General features: G+C 41.4%; 19 protein-coding genes. 4 read left to right on the top strand and 15 right to left on the bottom strand.

Features of this window, described 5'->3' with window-relative positions:
• Positions 1–11 precede the first annotated feature (11 nt).
• From flgD to flgB, 3 genes are read right to left on the bottom strand one after another with little or no spacing between them, the layout of a single operon-like run.
• Positions 12–707: a flagellar hook assembly protein FlgD gene (gene flgD, locus BM135_RS06665; protein ID WP_092519008.1), complete on the bottom strand. Its 696-nt coding sequence runs from the start codon at positions 705–707 to the stop codon at positions 12–14.
• A 13-nt stretch (positions 708–720) separates the two neighbouring features.
• Entirely contained in the window at positions 721–1,125 is a 405-nt protein-coding gene (gene flgC / locus BM135_RS06660) for a flagellar basal body rod protein FlgC (protein WP_092519006.1), read from the bottom strand.
• A gap of 5 nt (positions 1,126–1,130) precedes the next feature.
• On the bottom strand, positions 1,131–1,547 hold the full coding sequence (gene flgB, locus BM135_RS06655) for a flagellar basal body rod protein FlgB (RefSeq protein WP_092519004.1): 417 nt from the start codon (positions 1,545–1,547) through the stop codon (positions 1,131–1,133).
• Between the two features lie 301 nt (positions 1,548–1,848).
• On the opposite strand from flgB, the gene flgA reads away from it, so the two are divergent.
• From flgA to BM135_RS06640, 3 genes are all read left to right on the top strand, one after another.
• Complete coding sequence (gene flgA / locus BM135_RS06650; RefSeq protein ID WP_092519002.1) at positions 1,849–2,520, top strand: flagellar basal body P-ring formation chaperone FlgA; 672 nt, start codon at positions 1,849–1,851, stop codon at positions 2,518–2,520.
• Positions 2,521–2,642: 122 nt separating this feature from the next.
• Positions 2,643–2,942 (top strand): flagellar biosynthesis anti-sigma factor FlgM, encoded by a 300-nt coding sequence (flgM, locus tag BM135_RS06645; RefSeq protein ID WP_092519000.1) that lies wholly within the window; start codon positions 2,643–2,645, stop codon positions 2,940–2,942.
• A gap of 26 nt (positions 2,943–2,968) precedes the next feature.
• Complete coding sequence (locus tag BM135_RS06640; RefSeq protein WP_092518998.1) at positions 2,969–3,409, top strand: flagella synthesis protein FlgN; 441 nt, start codon at positions 2,969–2,971, stop codon at positions 3,407–3,409.
• Between the two features lie 358 nt (positions 3,410–3,767).
• Here the strand turns inward: BM135_RS06640 and BM135_RS06635 are convergent, their stop codons facing one another.
• From BM135_RS06635 to BM135_RS06600, 8 genes are all read right to left on the bottom strand, one after another.
• On the bottom strand, positions 3,768–4,784 hold the full coding sequence (locus BM135_RS06635) for a fimbrial protein (protein ID WP_245737307.1): 1,017 nt from the start codon (positions 4,782–4,784) through the stop codon (positions 3,768–3,770).
• A gap of 63 nt (positions 4,785–4,847) precedes the next feature.
• The gene (locus BM135_RS06630; protein ID WP_092518996.1) at positions 4,848–7,373 is read right to left on the bottom strand and encodes a fimbria/pilus outer membrane usher protein; all 2,526 of its coding nucleotides are present in this window, start codon (positions 7,371–7,373) and stop codon (positions 4,848–4,850) included.
• Between the two features lie 27 nt (positions 7,374–7,400).
• A complete protein-coding gene (locus tag BM135_RS06625) occupies positions 7,401–8,108 on the bottom strand; it encodes a fimbrial biogenesis chaperone (RefSeq protein WP_092518994.1) in 708 nt (235 codons plus the stop codon).
• Between the two features lie 104 nt (positions 8,109–8,212).
• Positions 8,213–8,770: a fimbrial protein gene (locus tag BM135_RS06620; RefSeq protein WP_092518992.1), complete on the bottom strand. Its 558-nt coding sequence runs from the start codon at positions 8,768–8,770 to the stop codon at positions 8,213–8,215.
• 1,075 nt (positions 8,771–9,845) lie between these two features.
• The gene (locus BM135_RS17315) at positions 9,846–9,950 is read right to left on the bottom strand and encodes a DUF4291 family protein (protein WP_245737306.1); all 105 of its coding nucleotides are present in this window, start codon (positions 9,948–9,950) and stop codon (positions 9,846–9,848) included.
• A 609-nt stretch (positions 9,951–10,559) separates the two neighbouring features.
• Positions 10,560–12,662: a flagellar biosynthesis protein FlhA gene (gene flhA / locus BM135_RS06610; RefSeq protein ID WP_092518990.1), complete on the bottom strand. Its 2,103-nt coding sequence runs from the start codon at positions 12,660–12,662 to the stop codon at positions 10,560–10,562.
• Entirely contained in the window at positions 12,655–13,806 is a 1,152-nt protein-coding gene (gene flhB / locus BM135_RS06605) for a flagellar biosynthesis protein FlhB (RefSeq protein ID WP_092518988.1), read from the bottom strand. The genes flhA and flhB overlap by 8 nt, the downstream gene beginning before the upstream one ends.
• A 224-nt stretch (positions 13,807–14,030) precedes the next feature.
• On the bottom strand, positions 14,031–15,407 hold the full coding sequence (locus BM135_RS06600) for an alanine/glycine:cation symporter family protein (protein ID WP_092518986.1): 1,377 nt from the start codon (positions 15,405–15,407) through the stop codon (positions 14,031–14,033).
• Positions 15,408–15,721: 314 nt separating this feature from the next.
• Between BM135_RS06600 and BM135_RS06595 the strand changes: the two genes are divergently transcribed.
• Positions 15,722–16,300, top strand: coding sequence for a recombinase family protein (locus BM135_RS06595; RefSeq protein WP_092518984.1), 579 nt, complete (start codon positions 15,722–15,724; stop codon positions 16,298–16,300).
• A 591-nt stretch (positions 16,301–16,891) separates the two neighbouring features.
• On the opposite strand, the gene cheZ is transcribed toward BM135_RS06595, so the two are convergent.
• The 4 genes from cheZ to cheR all read right to left on the bottom strand — a co-directional run bounded on the left by cheZ (position 16,892) and on the right by cheR (position 19,947).
• Positions 16,892–17,548 carry a protein phosphatase CheZ gene (gene cheZ / locus BM135_RS06590; RefSeq protein ID WP_092518982.1) on the bottom strand — a complete coding sequence of 219 codons (657 nt, stop codon included), beginning with the start codon at positions 17,546–17,548 and terminating at the stop codon, positions 16,892–16,894.
• Between the two features lie 9 nt (positions 17,549–17,557).
• Entirely contained in the window at positions 17,558–17,947 is a 390-nt protein-coding gene (gene cheY / locus BM135_RS06585) for a chemotaxis response regulator CheY (RefSeq protein WP_092518981.1), read from the bottom strand.
• 67 nt (positions 17,948–18,014) lie between these two features.
• The gene (locus BM135_RS06580; protein WP_092518980.1) at positions 18,015–19,067 is read right to left on the bottom strand and encodes a protein-glutamate methylesterase/protein-glutamine glutaminase; all 1,053 of its coding nucleotides are present in this window, start codon (positions 19,065–19,067) and stop codon (positions 18,015–18,017) included.
• Complete coding sequence (gene cheR / locus BM135_RS06575) at positions 19,060–19,947, bottom strand: protein-glutamate O-methyltransferase CheR (RefSeq protein WP_092518979.1); 888 nt, start codon at positions 19,945–19,947, stop codon at positions 19,060–19,062. The genes BM135_RS06580 and cheR overlap by 8 nt, the downstream gene beginning before the upstream one ends.
• Positions 19,948–19,951 lie beyond the last annotated feature (4 nt).

Genomic DNA, 19,951 nt, shown 5'->3' with positions numbered 1-19,951 from the left:
CCTCCGTTTAATTAAAGAATCTGACGAACTTTATCCATGGTTACCGTACCCGCCAGCCCTAAATCTAATTTAGTGCCATCCTCACTCCGCGTAACGCCTAAAACTTGAGCAGACGTTAACGAATGTGTCACCAACGCGTCACCCTGATAGCTTGCGGAAACGGTGAAGTTATACGCACCGTCTGGCACTTCCCTGCCATCTGCGTCTTTGCCATCCCATAAAAATTTATGAACACCAGCATTTAAATTGCCAATATTCATTTCCCGAACAACTGCGCCATCTTTGCTTTTTATTATGACTTTGACATTATCGGCAGGTCGGGGCAGCTCAACACCATATCGACTGATGTCGATGCCTTTTTCTTCACTGGAACCGACTAAAATCTTATCGCCGGGAATCATGACATCACGACCAATCAGCGATGTCGTTTGCATTGCTTGATGGTTGTCCATCTGCCCGACAACAGTTCCCAGTGTTTTATTGAGTTTTTCAATACCTTCAACGGTACTGATCTGTGCAATCTGAGCGGTTATCTCATTATTTTGCATTGGATTGGTTGGATCTTGGTTTTTGAGCTGAGCGATTAATAAATTCAAGAAATTATCTTTAATATCGTCGCTGCTTTGTGGTTTGATTTTACTCGCGGGAGCAAGCTCACCTACCGTAGTATTATCCAATGAATCATTGATTGAAGTGGTTACTGCCATAATGGAATTCCTGTTACTGACCCAGTGTCAGCGTTTTCAACATGATGGACTTAGTAGTGTTCAACACTTCAACATTCGCCTGATAGCTACGGGAAGCAGAGATGGTATTGACCATTTCCCCGACAACATCCACATTCGGCATACGGACATAACCTTTCTCATCGGCCAGCGGATGACCCGGTTGATACTCAAGACGGAAAGGCGTGGGATCATCCACTACTTCGCTGACGCGAACACCGCCAATTTCCTGCCCTGCTGGCGCAGCGACACGGAAAACTACCTGCTTGGCACGATAGGGCTCGCCATCCGGCCCTACGATACTATCGGCATTCGCCATATTACTGGCGCTGACGTTCAGTCGCTGGGACTGAGCGGTGAGCGCAGAGCTGGCAATATCAAAAACACTGAGTAGAGACATTCCCGTTATCCTTGTGACTGTAGAACTGACATCATGCTTTTAATTTGCGCATTCATCATAGTCAGTTCGGCTTGATATTTCAGGCTGTTATCTGCGAAATTGCTACGTTCCATATCCATGTCAACGGTATTTCCATCCATGGCTGTCTGGAATGGCACCCGATACAGCAAATCCATCTCCAAACTTTTTTCATACTGACCGGGAATATGTCGATCGGAAGTCAGAGTTAGCTCAATTCCATTTCCCGATACATGACCATGTGCCATCACCTTTTCCAGTTGATCAGCAAAATCGATATCTCGCGCCTGATAGCCAGGAGTATCTGCATTGGCAATATTGGCAGACAAAATTTCCTGCCGCTGGCTGCGAAGTACCAACGCTTCTTGTCGAAATTGAAAAGCGGCATCTAATTTATCGAGCATATTCCTCCCTTGGATCTGTTCTGTAGGGGTTGCCCCCAATAATGCATCAAGAGCTTATCGCCCTCTTTTCATCATTCATGTAACCACTTTATTAACGGCTCGGTACATGAAATCTGCTGGGTATAAGCTCCAAGCAGCTAACAGAATAAACGCAGAAGAAAAAGGTGATTCGAAGAATAGAAACAAATTGAATTGCTATTTATTCCATTAACGAATAATCAATCGCGTTACACTATTAACATCCAACAGGTAATGAATATTTTTTGAGATCATGGTTCGCTGATGAGGTTAAGGTGGTGAAATGCCTGCGTTAAAATTTATCGGGTTATTTACTTTTTTTCTTAATCTGTTTTTTGGCAGTTCTTTGGCTTGGGGGAATAACTTACCGCAATTGATAACTGACTATTTCAGGCAGATACATCACACGCCGGGCCATAAAGTCTCAGTGGAAATCAAAACGCCTGAACAACAATGGCCGACTTGTGAATATCCTGAAATACAACCGTCAATTGGCAACAAAAATTGGGGTAACCTTTCCATCCCTGTAACTTGTGGTCAGCAACGTCGTTTTCTTCAGGCGTACATTAATGTTACTGGACCTTATTTGGTTTCTAAGCGAGCCATTAACCGCAATGCCGTCCTGACAGAAAAAGATTTTCAAGTAAAAACAGGGTCCTTAGATAAACTGCCAAACAACATAATCCGTAACAGAAAGGCCATACAAAATGGTATTGCGATCCGCAACATACCTGCCGGACAATTCATTACACGCAACATGATTCGGCGTCCCTGGGCGATTAAAGCCGGACAAAATGTGGTCGTCACCGTAGATGGACATCATTTTCAGGTGCGTTACGAAGGAAAAGCGATTAACAACGCCGCGAGTTTTGATAATATCCGTGTCCGCCTGAACTCCGGACAGGTTATTACGGGTAAAGCTCAAGAAAATGGCAGTGTAAAAATGGGGTTATAAATGGTTAAAGTTTTATTTCTGCAAGCCGATATAATCAACAGACCAAGATTTACAGGCATGCCAGCGGTATATCGCCTGCTACCTAAGACAAATAAATAATGCCTGATTAAAGGATTACAATTATGAGTATTGAACGCACTCAACCTCTACTGGCCATTGCAGCTTTACAACAGCGCGATGCCAATGAAGGTGCTCAGAGCGCTCGCAGAATTGTGGCTGTCGCCGAAAAAAGCGCCGATACACAAGTCAAGCTGAGCGAAGCGCAGAAAAAGCTCGTCCAACCAAGTAGCCAAGATATTAATATCCAGAAAGTGCAACAATTGAAAGAAGCCATTGCAAAGGGAACACTGACGATGGACAGCGGTAAAATTGCTGATGCCCTATTCAGGGAGGCCCTTGAAAACATGGAATATGATAAATAAACCATCGAAATTATAAAGAGCCGTAAATGAAAGAACTTCAACTCTTGCTTGAACAGCAGAGCGCACACTTAAATTCGCTTTCGCAAACTATGGCAGAAGAACAGCGCATACTGAGCGAAGGTTTTATTGAGGCAAATCATTTACATCGTGTGACGGAACAAAAAACATTTTTGCTTTCGGCACTTGATCACGCTGAACGAAAACGCCAGCAATTAAATGAAACGCTGAAAATAGATGTACCATATGCTGACTGTGAAAGATTGGCAGTATTATGGGGTCAAATTAGCCAATCTATTAAACGCATCCGTGATTTAAATTCGCATAATGGTTTTTTGCTGGATCAACATATTGAGTTGAACAGTAAGGCAATTGCTTTTCTGAAAAGTCACCACAGCCCTTCTCTTTATGGTGCAGACGGCCAAGCCCGTCACAATTCAGCACTGTCAGGCCACAAGATCAGCGTTTGATTATTCGTTTACTGCTTAAGCAGTAATCTTTACAGACCTCTTGGTTTATTAGTAATAATAAGGGGTCTGTTTCTGTATATTTATATTATTCTCCTTACAAAAAAGAGAACAATTCTCACTACACTTTTTTTAGTGCCGCATTGTGAATTTATTCACAAAATCATAAACAAAAATAAATTTTCATAGCAATTATATTTCATCAATGGAAATAATGATTACAGATAAATAATAGGTAAATTAGAATGGAATGAGCTATTAAAAATAGATAAAATTCATTTAGTTACATAATTTTTTAAAACAAGTATGTAACCTTATTTGCAGATAGAATATTAATATCAATCATAAATGAAGGTTGATATTACTCATAACTCATGGTAAATGTCGCTGTCGCATTAGCTACCCCTTCTTTAACATTGCCATATCGATAATAACGCGCTTTTAAAGGAATATTGACAGGCCCTTCTATTATAGTTTTGATATATTCAATTTTTGTACCAAGAGGTATTGGGTTTGTCTTATCCCCATCCAAAATTTGGATACCAACACCACCAGCCGCATTGGCATTAGAATTAAGTTTGATAATCCCTTTTGGGGAATCATAGGCTCCTTGAGAACCTGCCCGCAAAAGCATGTTAACTTTAATACGTGCGTCGCAATTTAAAGGTATATTAAATGCTTTTTCCGCTGCAGTAGAACCTACTTTAGGTAACTGCATGCTTGTTATCGATTCTAATGCGACAGGAATTGGATTGTTATCAAAAGTACAAGATCGTGATTCAACGACTATATTGCCAGTGCTGAACTTTCCTACTTCAATAGATTTACCTAAACCACTTCCACCAAGATTTCGTAAATTTACAGTCGCTATTGCCACAGGCTGGGGAAGATATTTGCCAGGTTTTATTTGACCAATACGGTAAAATACAAGTGCAATTCCAACATTAATTGGCTCTTTATGATCTCGAAAAGCAGTAGTTGTAAGCTTCACACTATCACCACCTTTTTGTATATATTTTCTCTCACTAGGATTACCAGTTAAGCCTCTAATTGCATACCCAATGCCACTGTCACCCAACAAAAAGACGCTTTTTCCTCCGATAGATTGTGACAAAATTCCAGTTGCCTTGATACCAAGAACAGCCTCAGTCTTGTCCAGAGACTTACCTTGACAAGTAATCATAGGGCTTGCATCCAGCCTTAATCTATTATCCGATTTTTCCAGTTCTTGGCCTACAGGCACATGTACAGGAACTGATATCTTATGTGAATTCAATGCTTGAGAAGGTGCTGTACAAGAGACATCAGCATAAGCACCCGCATAGGGGGAAACAAATATTGGTACAAACAGTAACCATGAAAAAATAGATATATTCATCAACAACCTTTATTTATAAATTATCATTATGTCGCATTTCTTAAAAAATATGATGATTTACCTTTATGGATGACAATCAGCCTTTATTGAAACCACCATTGCTTTACTTTTTGGCAAAAGAAAAGGAATTTTACATTGTTCAAACTGACCACTCCCCCATTGAACAGATAATTGACCTTGTTCTGGAACACCTCCGAAATAAACTTCCCCCCCATTGCCAACAATACTCTGATTTGCAGTAAAAGAGTGGAATGTATTTTCCTCATTCAAGGTAGCTATTGCACCAAAAGGAATAGGTTTGCCCTGGTGAGTCAAATTAAACAACACTCGGCGGCCGATCCTTGTTTGGAAGTCAGCCAAGACTATGGCTCCCTGTGTTGGAATAACAGTCTGGATATTAGACTCAATATCCACCCCCTCCCCAAAAGAATTCGGTGATAAGGCGACACGATTACGGTGATAAGGGCTGGCATAAGGTAATACTGCATGGCCTTGTCCATCAGTTTCAACACCGTTATAGCCAGTGACTTTAACGCCAGCAGCTCCAGATGCTTTGACCAGAACAATGGTTTCACCCAGCGGTTGCGACCAAGTCAAGCCATGACGATGAGCAACGACACCCCCTCTGAGACCATAGCTAACCTGCTGTGAATCATCACTGTAGTGATATCCGCCAGACAACACACCATAACGGGCTTTATAACTAAGGTTTATATTACCGCTAGTGCCCTGACCGTTATTACTGTGACTCTGTTGCAGAGAATAATTCAATTTATCTAAGGCCATGCCACTCAACCCAACCGATTGGTTGATATCACCCCGACGATTATGATTGATACTATAAGTCGCCCAGCTACTTGGCTGCCAGCGATCAAGTGGAATCTGTATATTGAATGCCAGCTGATTATCGACCATTGAGTTACCTGGACTCATATTTTGGGTATAACTCAGCGAGTAATGGATATCGGAATAATTTACGTTGTACCCGACATTCAAACTGCGGGTAGTGCCTCTGCTTCCCCAATCATTCTGCAAGTAACCGGAAAAATAGAGACTGCCATAATCCGATAAACTTTGGCTCAGTGTGAACTGAAATTTATGTTTATTGAGATATGACGGCTCATTATATGCCGCACTGTTATTAACGTTCTGAAAATCATAAAAATGTGGTGAAGGGTAATAATAACTGGTCAGAAACAGATTAGTACCAGTCTCTTCGAAGTCTTTAGCATACTGTGCCCGATAGACCCAGCCTCGTTGTTGACCTTTATTGATAATATCAGCCTGTGATTGTGTGATATCAAATGCCAAAGATCCCCAGTGACCAAAACTGTATCCTACGCCAACTACATATGCCTGATAATTTGGAGACAACAGCATACCGCCATACATAGTTGTTGCATATGGCAAGCCATAATAAACTTCACTCTGCATAAAGATTGGTTGATAGGCATATACATACGAATTGCGGTATTCACCCACCGTAAAACTGTATTTGAATTGCCCTTCCCTCAACATAACGGGAATTGATGAAAATGGTTGAACAAGGCGGCGTTCACAACCATCAGCTTCCTGAATGACCACATCCAGATTACCCCCAGAAGATATAGGATAAAGGTCATCAATCACAAAAGCCCCAGGTGGAACATTGGCCTGATAAATAATGTGCCCGTTTTGACGAATAGTGATCTGAGCATTACTTTCTGCTATTCCCCTCACTACCGGAGCAAAACCCCGTTGACTATCGGGTAGCATGTTATCATCCGATGTCAGAGTGACACCTCGAAAGGCAAATCCACTAAACAGCTCTCCTCGTGTATTGGTCTCACCAATTACGAGCTGGCTTTTTAGAGAATGAATATCACGTTGCAAAAATGTATTCAGATTTTCCCAATGCGCTTTATCGCCATTACTTTTGCCAAAATTTCGATAGTAGGTAGAATAATTCCGTAAGCGCCAGCTTCCCCAATTCACTCCACTACGTAAATTCATATAGAGATTATTTGTACCAGAGCCGCTTTTACCCCGGATGTCAACACCACTAAGGTTATAACTAGCCCATAACGCTGATTCCCCTTGTTGCCAAAGCGATGAATCAATTGCACCACGGGCTGACGTTGTCATTTCTGCCTGAGGAATAGTGATCAGCAAAGTTTGTTGTCCCAGTTGTAATGATGCATTGGCATAAGGGATAAAATCAGCTAAATCAGAAAGTTGATATTCTGAATTCAAACCAGCAAAAATAGATATATTGACTCCCCAGTCAACCAATTGCTGAACCGATAAGACGGGTTGAAGCTTTTTTTCGGCTCCCACTACAAATTGGATATCCTGTGTACCTTTGTCCTGATCGTTGACATGGATAGCAACCCTGTATGTTCCTGGCGCACTGCCCCCTTTCTCTGCAAAATAACTTAAATCGGGTGGAGGGGCAGACGGATCATGGATCTCCAGCGCATTAATGTCAAAATATTCACTGGCATACCCAACGGTAGGTAGGAACCCTGTTGCCATCACTACCAATGCTACTAACAATATCATCATCAACAACGCCAGCCGTTTACAGACAATAAGAATAATCAAACTCATGACACCAAATATCTTCTAACTGATAGGTTATTGTATGGATGATAATGTTTGGTATTGAGGCTCAGTGATGCCACCATAATCATTGATGGCTCTCCAAGTAATGGTATTGCCAGAACCTATGGGTAACGCCCATTGCTGATGACTAAACGGTGCCACCATGCCAGCTTCCGATATTGAACTACTCCCGAGCTTAATGTCATAAAAAGAGATATAAAAAGGCGTTGGATTCTTTACTACCAATTGTCCTGCTTTCTGGGAAAAAGTAAGTTTTTGACAGGCATTAGCAGCAAGTTGCTCTGTCAATCCCTCTGGACGATAAAAAAGTTTTATCCGATTTTTCAGCGAGATCAACAAGAGATTTGTTTTATTTTCGTTCAGGGCAGGAATAGCCTTAACATTAAGCCAAAATATAGATTCACGATCCCGTGGTAATGTGTCATTCGTCAAAATAATTCGCAGACGGTTTTCTTGTTCACCATCTAAACGGAACAAAGGAGGGGTTACTAAAAATGGCACTTTGCGATCAGAAGATTCAGCCGTTGGAGTAAACATATCTACCCAAGACTGAATAAGATAAACATTTTCTTTGCTGTCATTGATGACGGAAATAGTTACTTCACGTTGCGAGGCTTCATAGATCACCCGAGTATTACTAAGCGATATCCCAGCGTGAACAGGAGCGGCAAGAAAAACAGGCAGAGAAAATAACAACCCGATCAAAAAATATTTTGACATAACGATATCCATCCCTACATAAATTAAAAATAAGGGATATTCCCACCAAAAACAGTGGAAATATCACAGTTGCAATAAAAAAATGAAAATGTAAGGAATTGGAATTAGTCGTACTCTATTGTAAAATTCGCGTTAGCCCGCACTGAACCAGGTCTAATATTAGATTTATTTTTTGTTGCCACATATTTAGCAATAAATTCTAGTTCCTTAGTAGTATCCGTAGAAGTTAAAGTAGTAATTTCCACAGATGAACCTCCTCCTATTTCGATTTGCGATTCCGAAGATTTATTATAAATGCCAATACCAACACCAGCTGCGGAAGAACCCGATGCGCTATTCTTCAACACCTTTTTATCATCTGTATCTGACTCACCAGTAAATTTGATTTTTACTGAAGAATTACTCGATGGATTAACACTACAGTTCCTCAGATTAATTTGAAAATTTGTATCACCTTTTGTGTCACCCTTATTTGTAAAATCTCCTACACCGACATCAGGCATAGTGACATTACCAGAATCACTCGCTACCGCAGAAGAACATGTTCCTTTAGTCACTTTGCCAGTAAAGGTAATACTGCCAGTATTACTAATAGCAAATGCAGAAACAATCATAGACCCCCAAATTGCCACGATAACAGCTGATTTCATTAATAACTTCATTCTTTATTCCATTTATATTACGTGTGTAAAACCTATCGAAATGAAAATATCTTTCGATTAAAAACCCATAAAACATCAATGAATTAATATTAACGAACTTAACGCATCCTATTTAATAGATATAACCCTTCACATTATGAGCCCTTAATAAATACATTTTCAATGATTGAAATAGAATTAGGGGATGCATATATCTCTATACACATTTCATCCAAATATCAGCTCGATAATTTCTATTCTTTTCCCATCAATTAATATGGTTATATATGTATAAAATCATAAAAGCATTTTTTGCTTAAACGCCACTCATTATGTTATGAAGATGTTACCTAAAAACTACGGAGAAGAATATCCGTATCTGGGAAAAACATAAGCATAGCCTCCATGCCAGATATTATTAGATAAGTTTGACTTATATCAACGTATCCTATGAACTAAAATAATAAAATCTCTATTATCAAGGAAAAGCAAGATACACTAACTCATATTGCCATTAAAATTGTTCTTAACTATTTATTAGCACCAATTAATAGATAAAAACTATTAAAAATCTCATTTCGATCGTTATATACTGTCAATAACTCAAGACGCTTAATTTTTAGTTCATATAATGAGCACCAAACTAGTTTGAAAATTCATCTGGACATTACTCAAAGAGAGTTCTCGAGTTTATGACAACACCATTCTAGAGGCTTTAAACTTCCAAAAATTATCTTATTAATTATTAGTATAAAATAGCCATAATTTCAGTTAGGCTATATTTTTATAATAACCATTATGAGGTATCATTACTTTACTGATAAGCTGAGATTCTAATTAGATAAAAACACTTTTCATCATATATTCATATAATGAATAATTAAAAAATCATATAATCAATCCAACTCCAATGTAGTAATTACTCCATTTTTACGAGAACCGAAAAATGAAAATATTGATTACACAAAATCGTTAATAAAAAATTTATTTACGATTTAATTTTTAGTTAAAAATACTCATATAATATTCTGACTAGAAAATTAGAGTTCATGATTAGTGGTGTTACAGCGTTGTTGGCTACGCTGTAACTTACAATTTATTGATTGTTGCGTAAACCAATTTGTATTGTTCTCTGTTCTAATTTATTCAATGAAATATCCCGTTCTGGCTCCCATTGAATCACTACATCACTCCTTTGCACTATCTCTTTCCATGTATCTATTGAATCGAAAAATTTAGAATCAAAATGGCTGATCACTTCTTACTGGAAAATTTCTTTAAATCCTTCATGTGTCAGGTCAATTGCCAGAATACGTTTTTGCCCAACCAGATCGGTACATCATCCATAGAAAGATGCGAAAACATATTATCCTTATTTATTATCTTTGATTAAAAAAACCATAATAATTTGAGAAAAATAAAAATATGTATTAGAGTTACGCAACTGTATAACATACCTTTTCTGAATAAAAGATGATTTTTATACTTAGGATATAATTATGAACTATATTGATATATTGAGACATTAATATATTGATCTTTTCACTTCCTTATATCAGAAATGTGCAATCAAGATATTAATTTTTTAAATAATCAGGCTAGATATTATTTAGAAAACTCTAACAATAAGATGTGCTCTAATTATCACTTCCATAAAGAACGAATTAAAATGCTCTTTAAGTTGGTTCCAGACGAAATGAAATAAAAGCTGTAATAGCAAGAGCCTAAAGATTAATTATACGTTATCATTCCATAATAAAGGTGATCACCGCAGCGATCACCTTATATCCATTGGGTATAGTTGCTAATACTACCTCGCACCACCAATCGTTGCAGTCATTCTGATCTGACGATTATTGGTGATTTCAAGGCTAGACAGCACAACCAGCCTAGGCAGTATACGACTCAGGAAACGAGATAACAGTGGACGCAATGAGTGATTGACCAATAATACAGGCGGCGCACCCAACATTTCCTGACGTGCCAATGCTTCTGCCGCCTGACGTTCTAGACTTTCCGCCAATCCCGGCTCCAATCCACCACCATTTTGCAACGCTTGAAGCAGCAATCTTTCCAACCCTGCATCCAAACCAATGACTTTGATCTCATCCGCTCCTGGGAACCATTGCTGAGCAATTGCCCTACCAAGTGCGATTCGAATCATGGCAGTTAATTCATAAGGATCTTTCTGTACCGGAGCATGTTCTGCCAGTGTTTCAATAATAGTACGCATATCGCGGATCGGTACTTGCTCCGCCATCAAATTTTGCAGGACTTTATGCAAAGTTGTCAGGCTAACAACATCAGGAATGAAGTCTTCCGTCAGTTTCGGCATTTCCTGACTGACGCGCTCAAACAATTGCTGCGCCTCCTGTCTTCCAAACAATTCACTGGAATGCTGTGATAACAAATGGTTTAAGTGAGTAGCAACAACGGTACTAGCCGCCACGACGGTATATCCCTGCACCTGCGCCTGTTCTCTTAAGCTATCATCAATCCAGACAGCAGCCAGACCAAAAGCTGGATCTGTCGTCAAATCGCCTTGCAATTCACCCACAGCACCACCCGGATTAATCGCCAACCAACGTCCCGGATGTGCTTCGCCACGACCAATTTCGACCCCTTTCATCATGATTCGATAACTGGCTGGAGCCAATTCAAGGTTGTCACGAATATGTACGACGGGTGGCAGATATCCCACTTCTTGCGCAAATTTTTTGCGGATGCCACTGATACGACCAAGCAATTCGCCATTTTGACGGAAGTCCACCATCGGGATCAGGCGATAACCTACTTCCATACCCAACGGATCTTCCAGTTGCACATCAGACCATGATGCTTCCGTAGTTTGTTGCTGTTCCTCCACCGCTTTCATTTCTTCATGCTGTGCAACAAAAGGATTTTTGTCTTTGCGCAATAGGCAATAACCCACTCCCGCCAAGGCAGCCGTAAATAACAAAAAGACGAAGTTAGGCATTCCCGGCACTAAACCAAGCAGACCGAGCACCCCGGCGCTTAACATCATTACTTTTGGGTTATTGAAAAGCTGGGTCACCATTTGCTGACCAACATCTTCATCAGTCGCCACACGGGTTACAATCACACCTGCTGCCGTGGAGATAATTAATGCAGGCAATTGAGCAACCAATCCATCACCGATGGTCAGCAAAGTATAAACTTCTGCTGCATCACCCAGAGTCAAACTATGTTGAGCAACACCGACGATCAATCCACCAACAATGTTGATTACAAGTATCATCAATCCGGCTATGGCATCACCGCGCACAAATTTACTCGCACCATCCATTGAGCCATAAAAATCCGCTTCCTGCGTGACTTCTGTACGACGCTTTTTAGCTTCATCTTCACCGATCAATCCGGCATTCAGGTCAGCATCAATTGCCATCTGTTTGCCGGGCATTCCATCAAGTACAAAGCGTGCGCCTACTTCGGCAATACGCCCCGCACCTTTAGTAATGACCATGAAGTTAATCAGGATCAAGATCACAAAGACCACGATACCAATAGCAAAATTACCGCCAACTAGAAAGTGACCAAAGGCTTCCACTACCTGTCCTGCAGCCGCTGAGCCAGTATGTCCTTCCATCAGGATTATTCGCGTGGAAGCAACGTTCAGTGACAAACGCAGTAAAGTTGAGAACAGCAAGATAGTTGGGAATGCAGCAAAATCCAGTGTTCGACGGGTAAACATCGCCACCAGCAAAACCATGATGGACAGTGCGATATTAAACGTGAAAAGTAGATCGAGCAAAAATGGTGGCAACGGTAGCACCATCATCGACAAGATCATAAGGATCAGAATAGGCCCCGCAAGCATTTGCCACTGAGAGCCTTTGATATTCCCCGGTAAAAGATTTCCCGATAAACGTAGTAATGAGGCCAGATTAGCCATGACGATTATTTTCTCCAGCAAAATCCAGTGCTGGCGGCACTGGCAGATTTTCAGGTGTTTTCGGTTTTAGGCCACCTTCCTGTTTCCAACGTTTCAATTGGTAAACCCAGGCAAGCACTTCTGCAACGGCTGCATAGAGCGCCGCAGGAATAAAGCTCCCGACTTCGGCATGGCGAAATAATGCCCTCGCCAAAGGAGGAGCTTCCAGTAACGGGATACGATTTTCCGCACCAATTTCTTTAATGCGCAAGGCAATAAGCCCCGCCCCTTTTGCTAATACTTTGGGTGCGCCCATTTTTTTGCTGTCATATTGCAAGGCAACCGAGTAATGGGTTGGGTTGGTAACAATGACATCAGCCTTAGGCACATCCGCCATCATGCGTTTACGCGCAGCCGCACGTTGTTGCTGACGTATCCGCGCCTTTACATGTGGGTCCCCTTCTTGTTCCTTGAATTCATCCTTGATCTCCTGACGGGTCATTCTCAATTTTTTCAGATGGCTGCGGATTTGATAAAACACATCAAACGCGACCATCGGTATCAACATAAATAAGACAATATAACCAGCAAAAATCAGCATCATCATGGCATCGCTCAATGCCATCAGCAGAGGTTGAGCGGTCAGATTCGACATGGTAGGCCAGTTCATCCAGATAAACAGGGCTGCGCCACCTCCCACCAGCGACGCTTTTAAGATAGCCTTGAACAGTTCCGCCAGCGCATTCATAGAGAAGATTTTCTTCAGGCCAGAAATGGGGTTTAGTTTAGTCAAGTCAAATTTGATGGATTTTGAGCTGAATATCAGCCCTCCCATCAAAATGGGTGCACTAAGGGCAATCAATACCAATCCCAAAAATACGGGCAACAACGCCCAAACGGCCTGCTTCAGTAATCGACCGACTTGCTGCACCATCTGTTTGTCATTGCTGACCATGTTATGGTCAAAATTAAATCCTTCGAATACCATCAATGAAAGTTCATGGGTGATCGACTGCCCACTCATCCAGAGCAGGCTTACGCCTCCGGCTAACATCAGGATGGAAGTGAGTTCTTTGGAACGCGCAATTTGCCCATCTTTACGGGCTTTTTCCCGTTTATGGGGCGTGGGTTCTTCAGTTTTTTCGAGATCGCTATCTTCAGCCACAGCTTTCCTTGGTGAGCATTCGTGATTACATGCAGAAAATTTGCCTTTGAAAAAAGACAGATAAAATTATGCTAAGCATGACAAAAGCCAAGAAATTCAATGGCAGGAACACTGCGGACTTTGCGGGGATATTTGGGGCATTATGAGTAGTCTGAGATGGCTGATATCAGCCATCTCTCCATTTTTATTTAGTCCTTTTTGATTCATTCCATACCAATCGTTTTTCAATCTGTTTTAATTGATGACTTAATATCAATACTATCTGCATTAACATCACGGATATGGTCTTTCGTCAAACGATAGACAACCGGACTGAGCAACGCAATCGCTATCAGGTTAGGGATCGCCATCATGGCATTAAGGGTATCTGCCAGTAACCAGACAAAAGCTAACGACTGAGTGGCACCAATCGGCAACGCGATAATCCAGGCAATGCGGAAAGGCACTATAGCTTTTGGCCCTAATAAATATTGGATACACTTCTCACCGTAAAAACTCCACCCCAAAATAGTTGTGAAAGCAAAAAGCGCCAAGGCAACGGCAACAATATAGTTACCTCCTGGGATCACGGATGAGAAGGAAGTCGCAGTCAGTGTTGCGCCTGTTTCGCCTGTCAGCCAGCCACCAGTAATAACAATAGTTAAACCCGTTACAGAACAAACGATGATTGTATCAATAAAGGTTCCCAGCATGGCAATCAACCCCTGACGAATGGGGTTTTGGGTTTTTGCTGCCGCGTGAGCGATAGGCGCACTGCCCATACCCGCCTCATTAGAGAATACGCCACGAGCAATACCAAAGCGGATTGCCGCCCAAACTGCTGCACCAGCAAATCCCCCCTGTGCCGCAACAGGAGTGAAAGCTGATTTGATGATTAAAGCAAATGCATCAGGAATAGCTGTAACATTGAGTACCAAAACGATAGCTCCCGCACCAAAGTAACCGACTGTCATAATAGGCACCAGTTTACCTGCAACATCAGAAATGCGTTTAATGCCACCAATCAGCACTGCACCAACTAAAACGACCAGAATTCCCGCAGTTATGGTTTTTTCAATACCAAAGTTACTTTGCAGTACGTCAGCGACAGAGTTAGCTTGTACTGTATTGCCAATACCAAAACCCGCAATACTGCCGAAAAAGGCGAAAAGTGTTCCCAGCCAAACCCATTTTTCCCCCAAGCCATTTTTGATGTAATACATCGGGCCGCCAACATAATTACTATTTTTATCCGTCTCACGGAAACGCACCGCCAATACCGCTTCTGAATATTTCGTCGCCATGCCCACTAATGCAGTCATCCACATCCAGAACATTGCGCCTGGCCCACCCATCACAATAGCTGTCGCTACACCTGCTATATTTCCTGTCCCTATCGTTGCTGACAAGGCGGTCATTAATGCATTGAAAGGTGAGATTTGCCCTTCACCCCGTTGTTTATTTTTTTGAAAGAGTAACTTGAACCCCATCCCCAATTTACGGATTGGCAAGAAGGACAGGCGAATTTGCATGAAGATACCGATACCCAGAAGCCCAATTAGCATGGGAACTCCCCATACTATCTCGTTTATTGTACCTAACCATTGTGTAATCAGTTCCATATACACCCTCGGTAGTTTATATAACAAATTAGCAACAAAAGCGTTTCAATTAAATAAAGAGCATTTTGGGAAAATAAGCGAGGACTAATTAACTATTCTTGGTAAGAAAAATTTGATACTGTGAATTAAATCACTCGTTCTAGTTACTTGCTATCAATCTCATTAATAATAACTTATTAACATCACTTGTTATGATATTAACCCTCTCTTACTAAACTTTTATCTCTCCTTTTATAAAATTAAAGGTTTTTTATAATGAATAAATAGGTATTATTTCCGAGTAAATAGTTTCTCAGATAACTAAAGGATTTTCTGTGGCAAGAGTTGGTTACATCAGAGTGTCAACAAATGATCAAAATAGTGATTTACAAAGAAATGCCTTAGTCAATATCAACTGCGAGTTGATTTTCGAAGACAAAATCAGTGGAAAAACAGCTAATCGTCCAGGGCTCAAACGCGCTTTAAAGCATCTTAAATCCGGTGATACACTGGTGGTTTGGAAATTGGATCGACTAGGGCGAAGTGTGAAAAATCTGGTGACGCTCATTTCAGAGCTACATGAACGTGGAATTCATTTTCAAAGCCTGACTGATAGCATTGATACCAGTACAGCAATGGGACGATTTTTCTTTCATGTAATGAGTGCATTGGCAGAAATGGAACGCGAACTGATTGTAGAAAGAACCAATGCAGGTCTGGCAGCAGCACGGGAACAGGGGCGAATTGGTGGTCGGCCCGTGGTATTTACCGAGGAAGATCGACAACAAGCTGCCAGATTGCTGAATAAAGGTCATACCCGGAAACAGTTGTCGATTATTTACAATGTGTCGTTATCAACGATTTATAAGCATTTACCGGTAGAAAAGGTGGTTAATTTCCCACTCCACTATTAATAACTTAATAAGAAAGTATTGATGTTGAAAAAGTGAAATCTTTGATTAAGCCAATCCATTCTTTTGGCCTCTCAATTTGCACCGCATGACCACTATTAATTTCTTTATATGTACTGTTTTTCACATTTTTATAAACTTCACGTACCAAATAAGGCGGAATTAACGTACCTCTACTTAATCCAATAATCAGTGTATCTTTATCTATTTGATTAAGATAATTTTTTATATTTATGGTTAATCCTAAAGCAATCCGTTTTGTGCCATGCAGGAAGAAGACTGGATTTTTGTTACTTTACTGATTTTATTGAAATTCCTTATGGTAAGAAATAAATGAATTTTTCAACTTAATGACCTTATCAATCGACTTCACAACGTTCTCCTCTGCATGATTTAGATTCGTGTATATTTATACACTAAATTAAATTGGATAACGCTGTGATCTAATTTTATTTCCGATATATTCAAAAATAATGAGTATAGAAAAGTGATGGGAAAAATAATGTCGGAGCAGACGTTTGGGCCAGCCATTCAGCTCACCCAAACGCAATCAAAATATAAAAACTCTGTTCGTTAAAGCACTCGAACTCGTTATCAAAAACCTAAACTATCCAACAAATCATCAACCTGTGCTTGGTTGGCAATAACGCCAGCACTACTCTGGTTAACCTGAGGGCCGTTAAGAAGACTGTTGTTCTCTTTTTTCGCCTTAGCCATCTGGTCAGAGGGCATGTTTTCCATCAATACCATGACCAACTGTTTTTCCAGTTCCTGAATAACTTCCATCATCCGCTTGATTACCTGCCCAGTGAGATCCTGAAAGTCCTGCGCCATCATAATCTCAAGCAATTGAGTATTGGTAAATGAGACATGGTCAGGCACGAGATTCAGGTAGTTTCTCGTGTCTGTTACCAATGAGCGGGCATTGCTTAAATCCAAATTGCTCGGGTTTGCAAACCATTCATCCCAGCGTTGGGTCAAGTCTTTTGCAGACGCTTCCAATTCATTCTGACGGGGCTGTGCTACTTCAACACAGTTCAGCACCCTTTCAGCCGCCTGAGCCGTCATTTGGACAACGTAATTCAATCGCTCCCTCGCATCTGGGATCGCCTCAGCCGCCTGAGCGATAGTTTGATCCAATCCCAGTTCACGTAAACTATCACGCAGCATTCTCGTTAACTGCCCAATACGACTGATTATTTCGCTGGTTGGGATCGCCGCATCTCTCGGCATGACTGGATTTTCACTCATTTTGTCTCCTTAGAGCCCCAGTTTTTCAAATATTTTACTGAGTTTCTCTTCCAAAATGGCCGCAGTAAACGGTTTCACAACATAACCGCTGGCTCCGGCCTGCGCTGCTGCAATAATGTTCTCTTTTTTCGCCTCTGCCGTTACCATCAAAACAGGTAAGGCAGCCAGTTTTTCTTCACTGCGAATCGTTTTCAGCAATTCGAGACCATCAATATTTGGCATATTCCAGTCAGAAATAACGAAATCAAATTCGGTAGTGCGAAGTTTAGTCAACGCTTCTGCTCCATCCTGTGCTTCATCTACGTTGTTGAATCCCAATTCTTTCAGTAGGTTACGCACAATTCGACGCATAGTTGAAAAGTCATCGACTACCAGAAATCTCAGATCCTTACTTGCCATAAAAACTCCTTGGAATTTCACTTACCCGGCAGCACAGCGCTGCAAAAATTAACATCAAATACAACAATTAAATACGAATCGATTGCCCCATGCTGATTTTGGCCAGCATAGTTTTGCTGATTTTTTGAAGATCCATAACTTCATCTACCGCCCCCAACTGGATCGCTGCGCGTGGCATGCCAAATACCACACAGCTTTTTTCGCTCTGAGCCAACGTATAAGCTCCTGCTTGCTTCATTTCCAGCAAACCCGCAGCACCATCATTGCCCATACCGGTTAAAATAACGCCTACGGCATTACGCCCTGCATGTTTGGCAACGGAACGAAATAAAACATCAACAGAAGGACGATGGCGATTAACTGGCTGCGCGTTAGTGATCATGATTTGATAATTGGCACCACTGCGGCAAAGCTCCATATGGTGATCCCCTGGAGCAATGTAAGCATGTCCCGGCAAGACTCGTTCTCCATCCTCAGCTTCTTTTACTGTAATCTGGCTTAATTTATTAAGCCTTTCGGCAAAAGAGCGAGTGAAACCCGGGGGCATATGTTGAGTGATCAGTAAAGCCGGACTGGTGACTGGCAAGGGTTGCAGCAGATTTTTGATTGCCTCTGTTCCTCCTGTTGATGCCCCTACTGCGATCAGTTTTTCACTGGATAATAGCGGCTTAAAAGTCAAGGGGGGAACACTCACAAATTCAGGTGCCGCAGTACTGACTTTGGCTTGGGCTGCAGCACGGATTTTTTCGGCAATCAGTTCGCTATAAGCCAACATACCTTCACGGATACCCAGTTGTGGCTTGGTCACAAAGTCCACAGCGCCCAATTCTAGTGCCTTTAATGTGATTTCCGAACCTTTTGCTGTCAGAGAAGACACCATCACGACAGGCATGGGGCGTAATCGCATTAATTTTTCCAAAAAATCAATTCCATCCATGCGCGGCATCTCAACATCCAATGTTAATACCTGTGGGCGGTGTTTTTTGATTAAATCGCGGGCAACAAATGGATCTGGTGCACAATCCACGACTTCCATATCGGGGTGGCTATTGATGATTTCCCGCATGATTTGACGCATCAGCGCCGAATCATCCACACAAAGAACAGTTATTTTATTCATGACCCCTCCTTGCCCGACCTACACCGTAAACGGTCTGTCCTTGCAAGTAGAATTCTCGGCTGATTTGAGTGATGTTTTCGGAATGCCCTGCAAAGAGCAAACCATCCGGTTTTAAAAAATTGACAAAACGGCGCAAGATCCTTTCCTGTGTTTTCTTATCAAAATAAATCATGACATTACGGCAGAATATCGCATCAAACTTGCCTTCTAGCGCCCAATCAGAATCCAGTAGATTCAAGTGCTGAAAATTCACCAATTCAGCCAGTAAAGGGCGAACCCGAGCATATCCTTCAAAGAGATCAACTCCTTTGAAAAAATATTTTTTCTTTTGGCTTTCCGTAAGATATTGCAATTCTTCCAATCGATAGACACCCTGCCGGGCTTTTTCCAGCACACTGGTATCAATATCGCTGCCAATGATTTTTATCCGATTTGACCGATGCCCCAGCGCATCACACAAGGTCATTGCTATAGAATACGGCTCCTCCCCCGTTGAAGCAGCAGCACTCCAAACGCGGTATGTTCCTCCATTTTTCCTGCTGGCATGTGCCGCCAGAATGGGAAAGTGATGGATTTCCCTGAAAAATGCCGTGAGATTGGTGGTCAATGCATTGATGAACAGCTCCCACTCTTTACTGTGGCTATCTTGTTCCAGAATTGACAGGTATTGTCCAAAATCATTAAAACCCAATACACGAAGCCGCCTGACTAAGCGGTTGTATACCATCTCACGTTTATTTTTTGCCAATACAATGCCAGCCCGTTGATAGATAAACTGGCAGATGCGCTCAAATTGCGCATCCGACAAAGCATGCCGCTGAAGCATAAAGTTCAGCGGTGCAGTAGCATCAGTATCTGAAGCTATTAAATTGGATTTCATCTGA

The organism is Xenorhabdus japonica (genome assembly GCF_900115195.1).
Lineage (GTDB): Bacteria > Pseudomonadota > Gammaproteobacteria > Enterobacterales > Enterobacteriaceae > Xenorhabdus > Xenorhabdus japonica.
The sequence above is the reverse complement of the archived record's forward strand: the minus strand, read 5'-3'. Positions and strand labels throughout refer to the sequence as shown.

Bases quoted from the DNA above. Each gene is read 5' to 3' on its own strand.
- flgD (WP_092519008.1), bottom strand. From the start codon at position 707: ATGGCAGTAACCACTTCAATCAATGATTCATTGGATAATACTACGGTA.
- flgC (WP_092519006.1), bottom strand. From the start codon at position 1,125: ATGTCTCTACTCAGTGTTTTTGATATTGCCAGCTCTGCGCTCACCGCT.
- flgB (WP_092519004.1), bottom strand. From the start codon at position 1,547: ATGCTCGATAAATTAGATGCCGCTTTTCAATTTCGACAAGAAGCGTTG.
- flgA (WP_092519002.1), top strand. From the start codon at position 1,849: ATGCCTGCGTTAAAATTTATCGGGTTATTTACTTTTTTTCTTAATCTG.
- flgM (WP_092519000.1), top strand. From the start codon at position 2,643: ATGAGTATTGAACGCACTCAACCTCTACTGGCCATTGCAGCTTTACAA.
- BM135_RS06640 (WP_092518998.1), top strand. From the start codon at position 2,969: ATGAAAGAACTTCAACTCTTGCTTGAACAGCAGAGCGCACACTTAAAT.
- BM135_RS06635 (WP_245737307.1), bottom strand. From the start codon at position 4,784: ATGAATATATCTATTTTTTCATGGTTACTGTTTGTACCAATATTTGTT.
- BM135_RS06630 (WP_092518996.1), bottom strand. From the start codon at position 7,373: ATGAGTTTGATTATTCTTATTGTCTGTAAACGGCTGGCGTTGTTGATG.
- BM135_RS06625 (WP_092518994.1), bottom strand. From the start codon at position 8,108: ATGTCAAAATATTTTTTGATCGGGTTGTTATTTTCTCTGCCTGTTTTT.
- BM135_RS06620 (WP_092518992.1), bottom strand. From the start codon at position 8,770: ATGAAGTTATTAATGAAATCAGCTGTTATCGTGGCAATTTGGGGGTCT.
- flhA (WP_092518990.1), bottom strand. From the start codon at position 12,662: ATGGCTAATCTGGCCTCATTACTACGTTTATCGGGAAATCTTTTACCG.
- BM135_RS06600 (WP_092518986.1), bottom strand. From the start codon at position 15,407: ATGGAACTGATTACACAATGGTTAGGTACAATAAACGAGATAGTATGG.
- cheZ (WP_092518982.1), bottom strand. From the start codon at position 17,548: ATGAGTGAAAATCCAGTCATGCCGAGAGATGCGGCGATCCCAACCAGC.
- cheY (WP_092518981.1), bottom strand. From the start codon at position 17,947: ATGGCAAGTAAGGATCTGAGATTTCTGGTAGTCGATGACTTTTCAACT.
- BM135_RS06580 (WP_092518980.1), bottom strand. From the start codon at position 19,067: ATGAATAAAATAACTGTTCTTTGTGTGGATGATTCGGCGCTGATGCGT.
- cheR (WP_092518979.1), bottom strand. From the start codon at position 19,947: ATGAAATCCAATTTAATAGCTTCAGATACTGATGCTACTGCACCGCTG.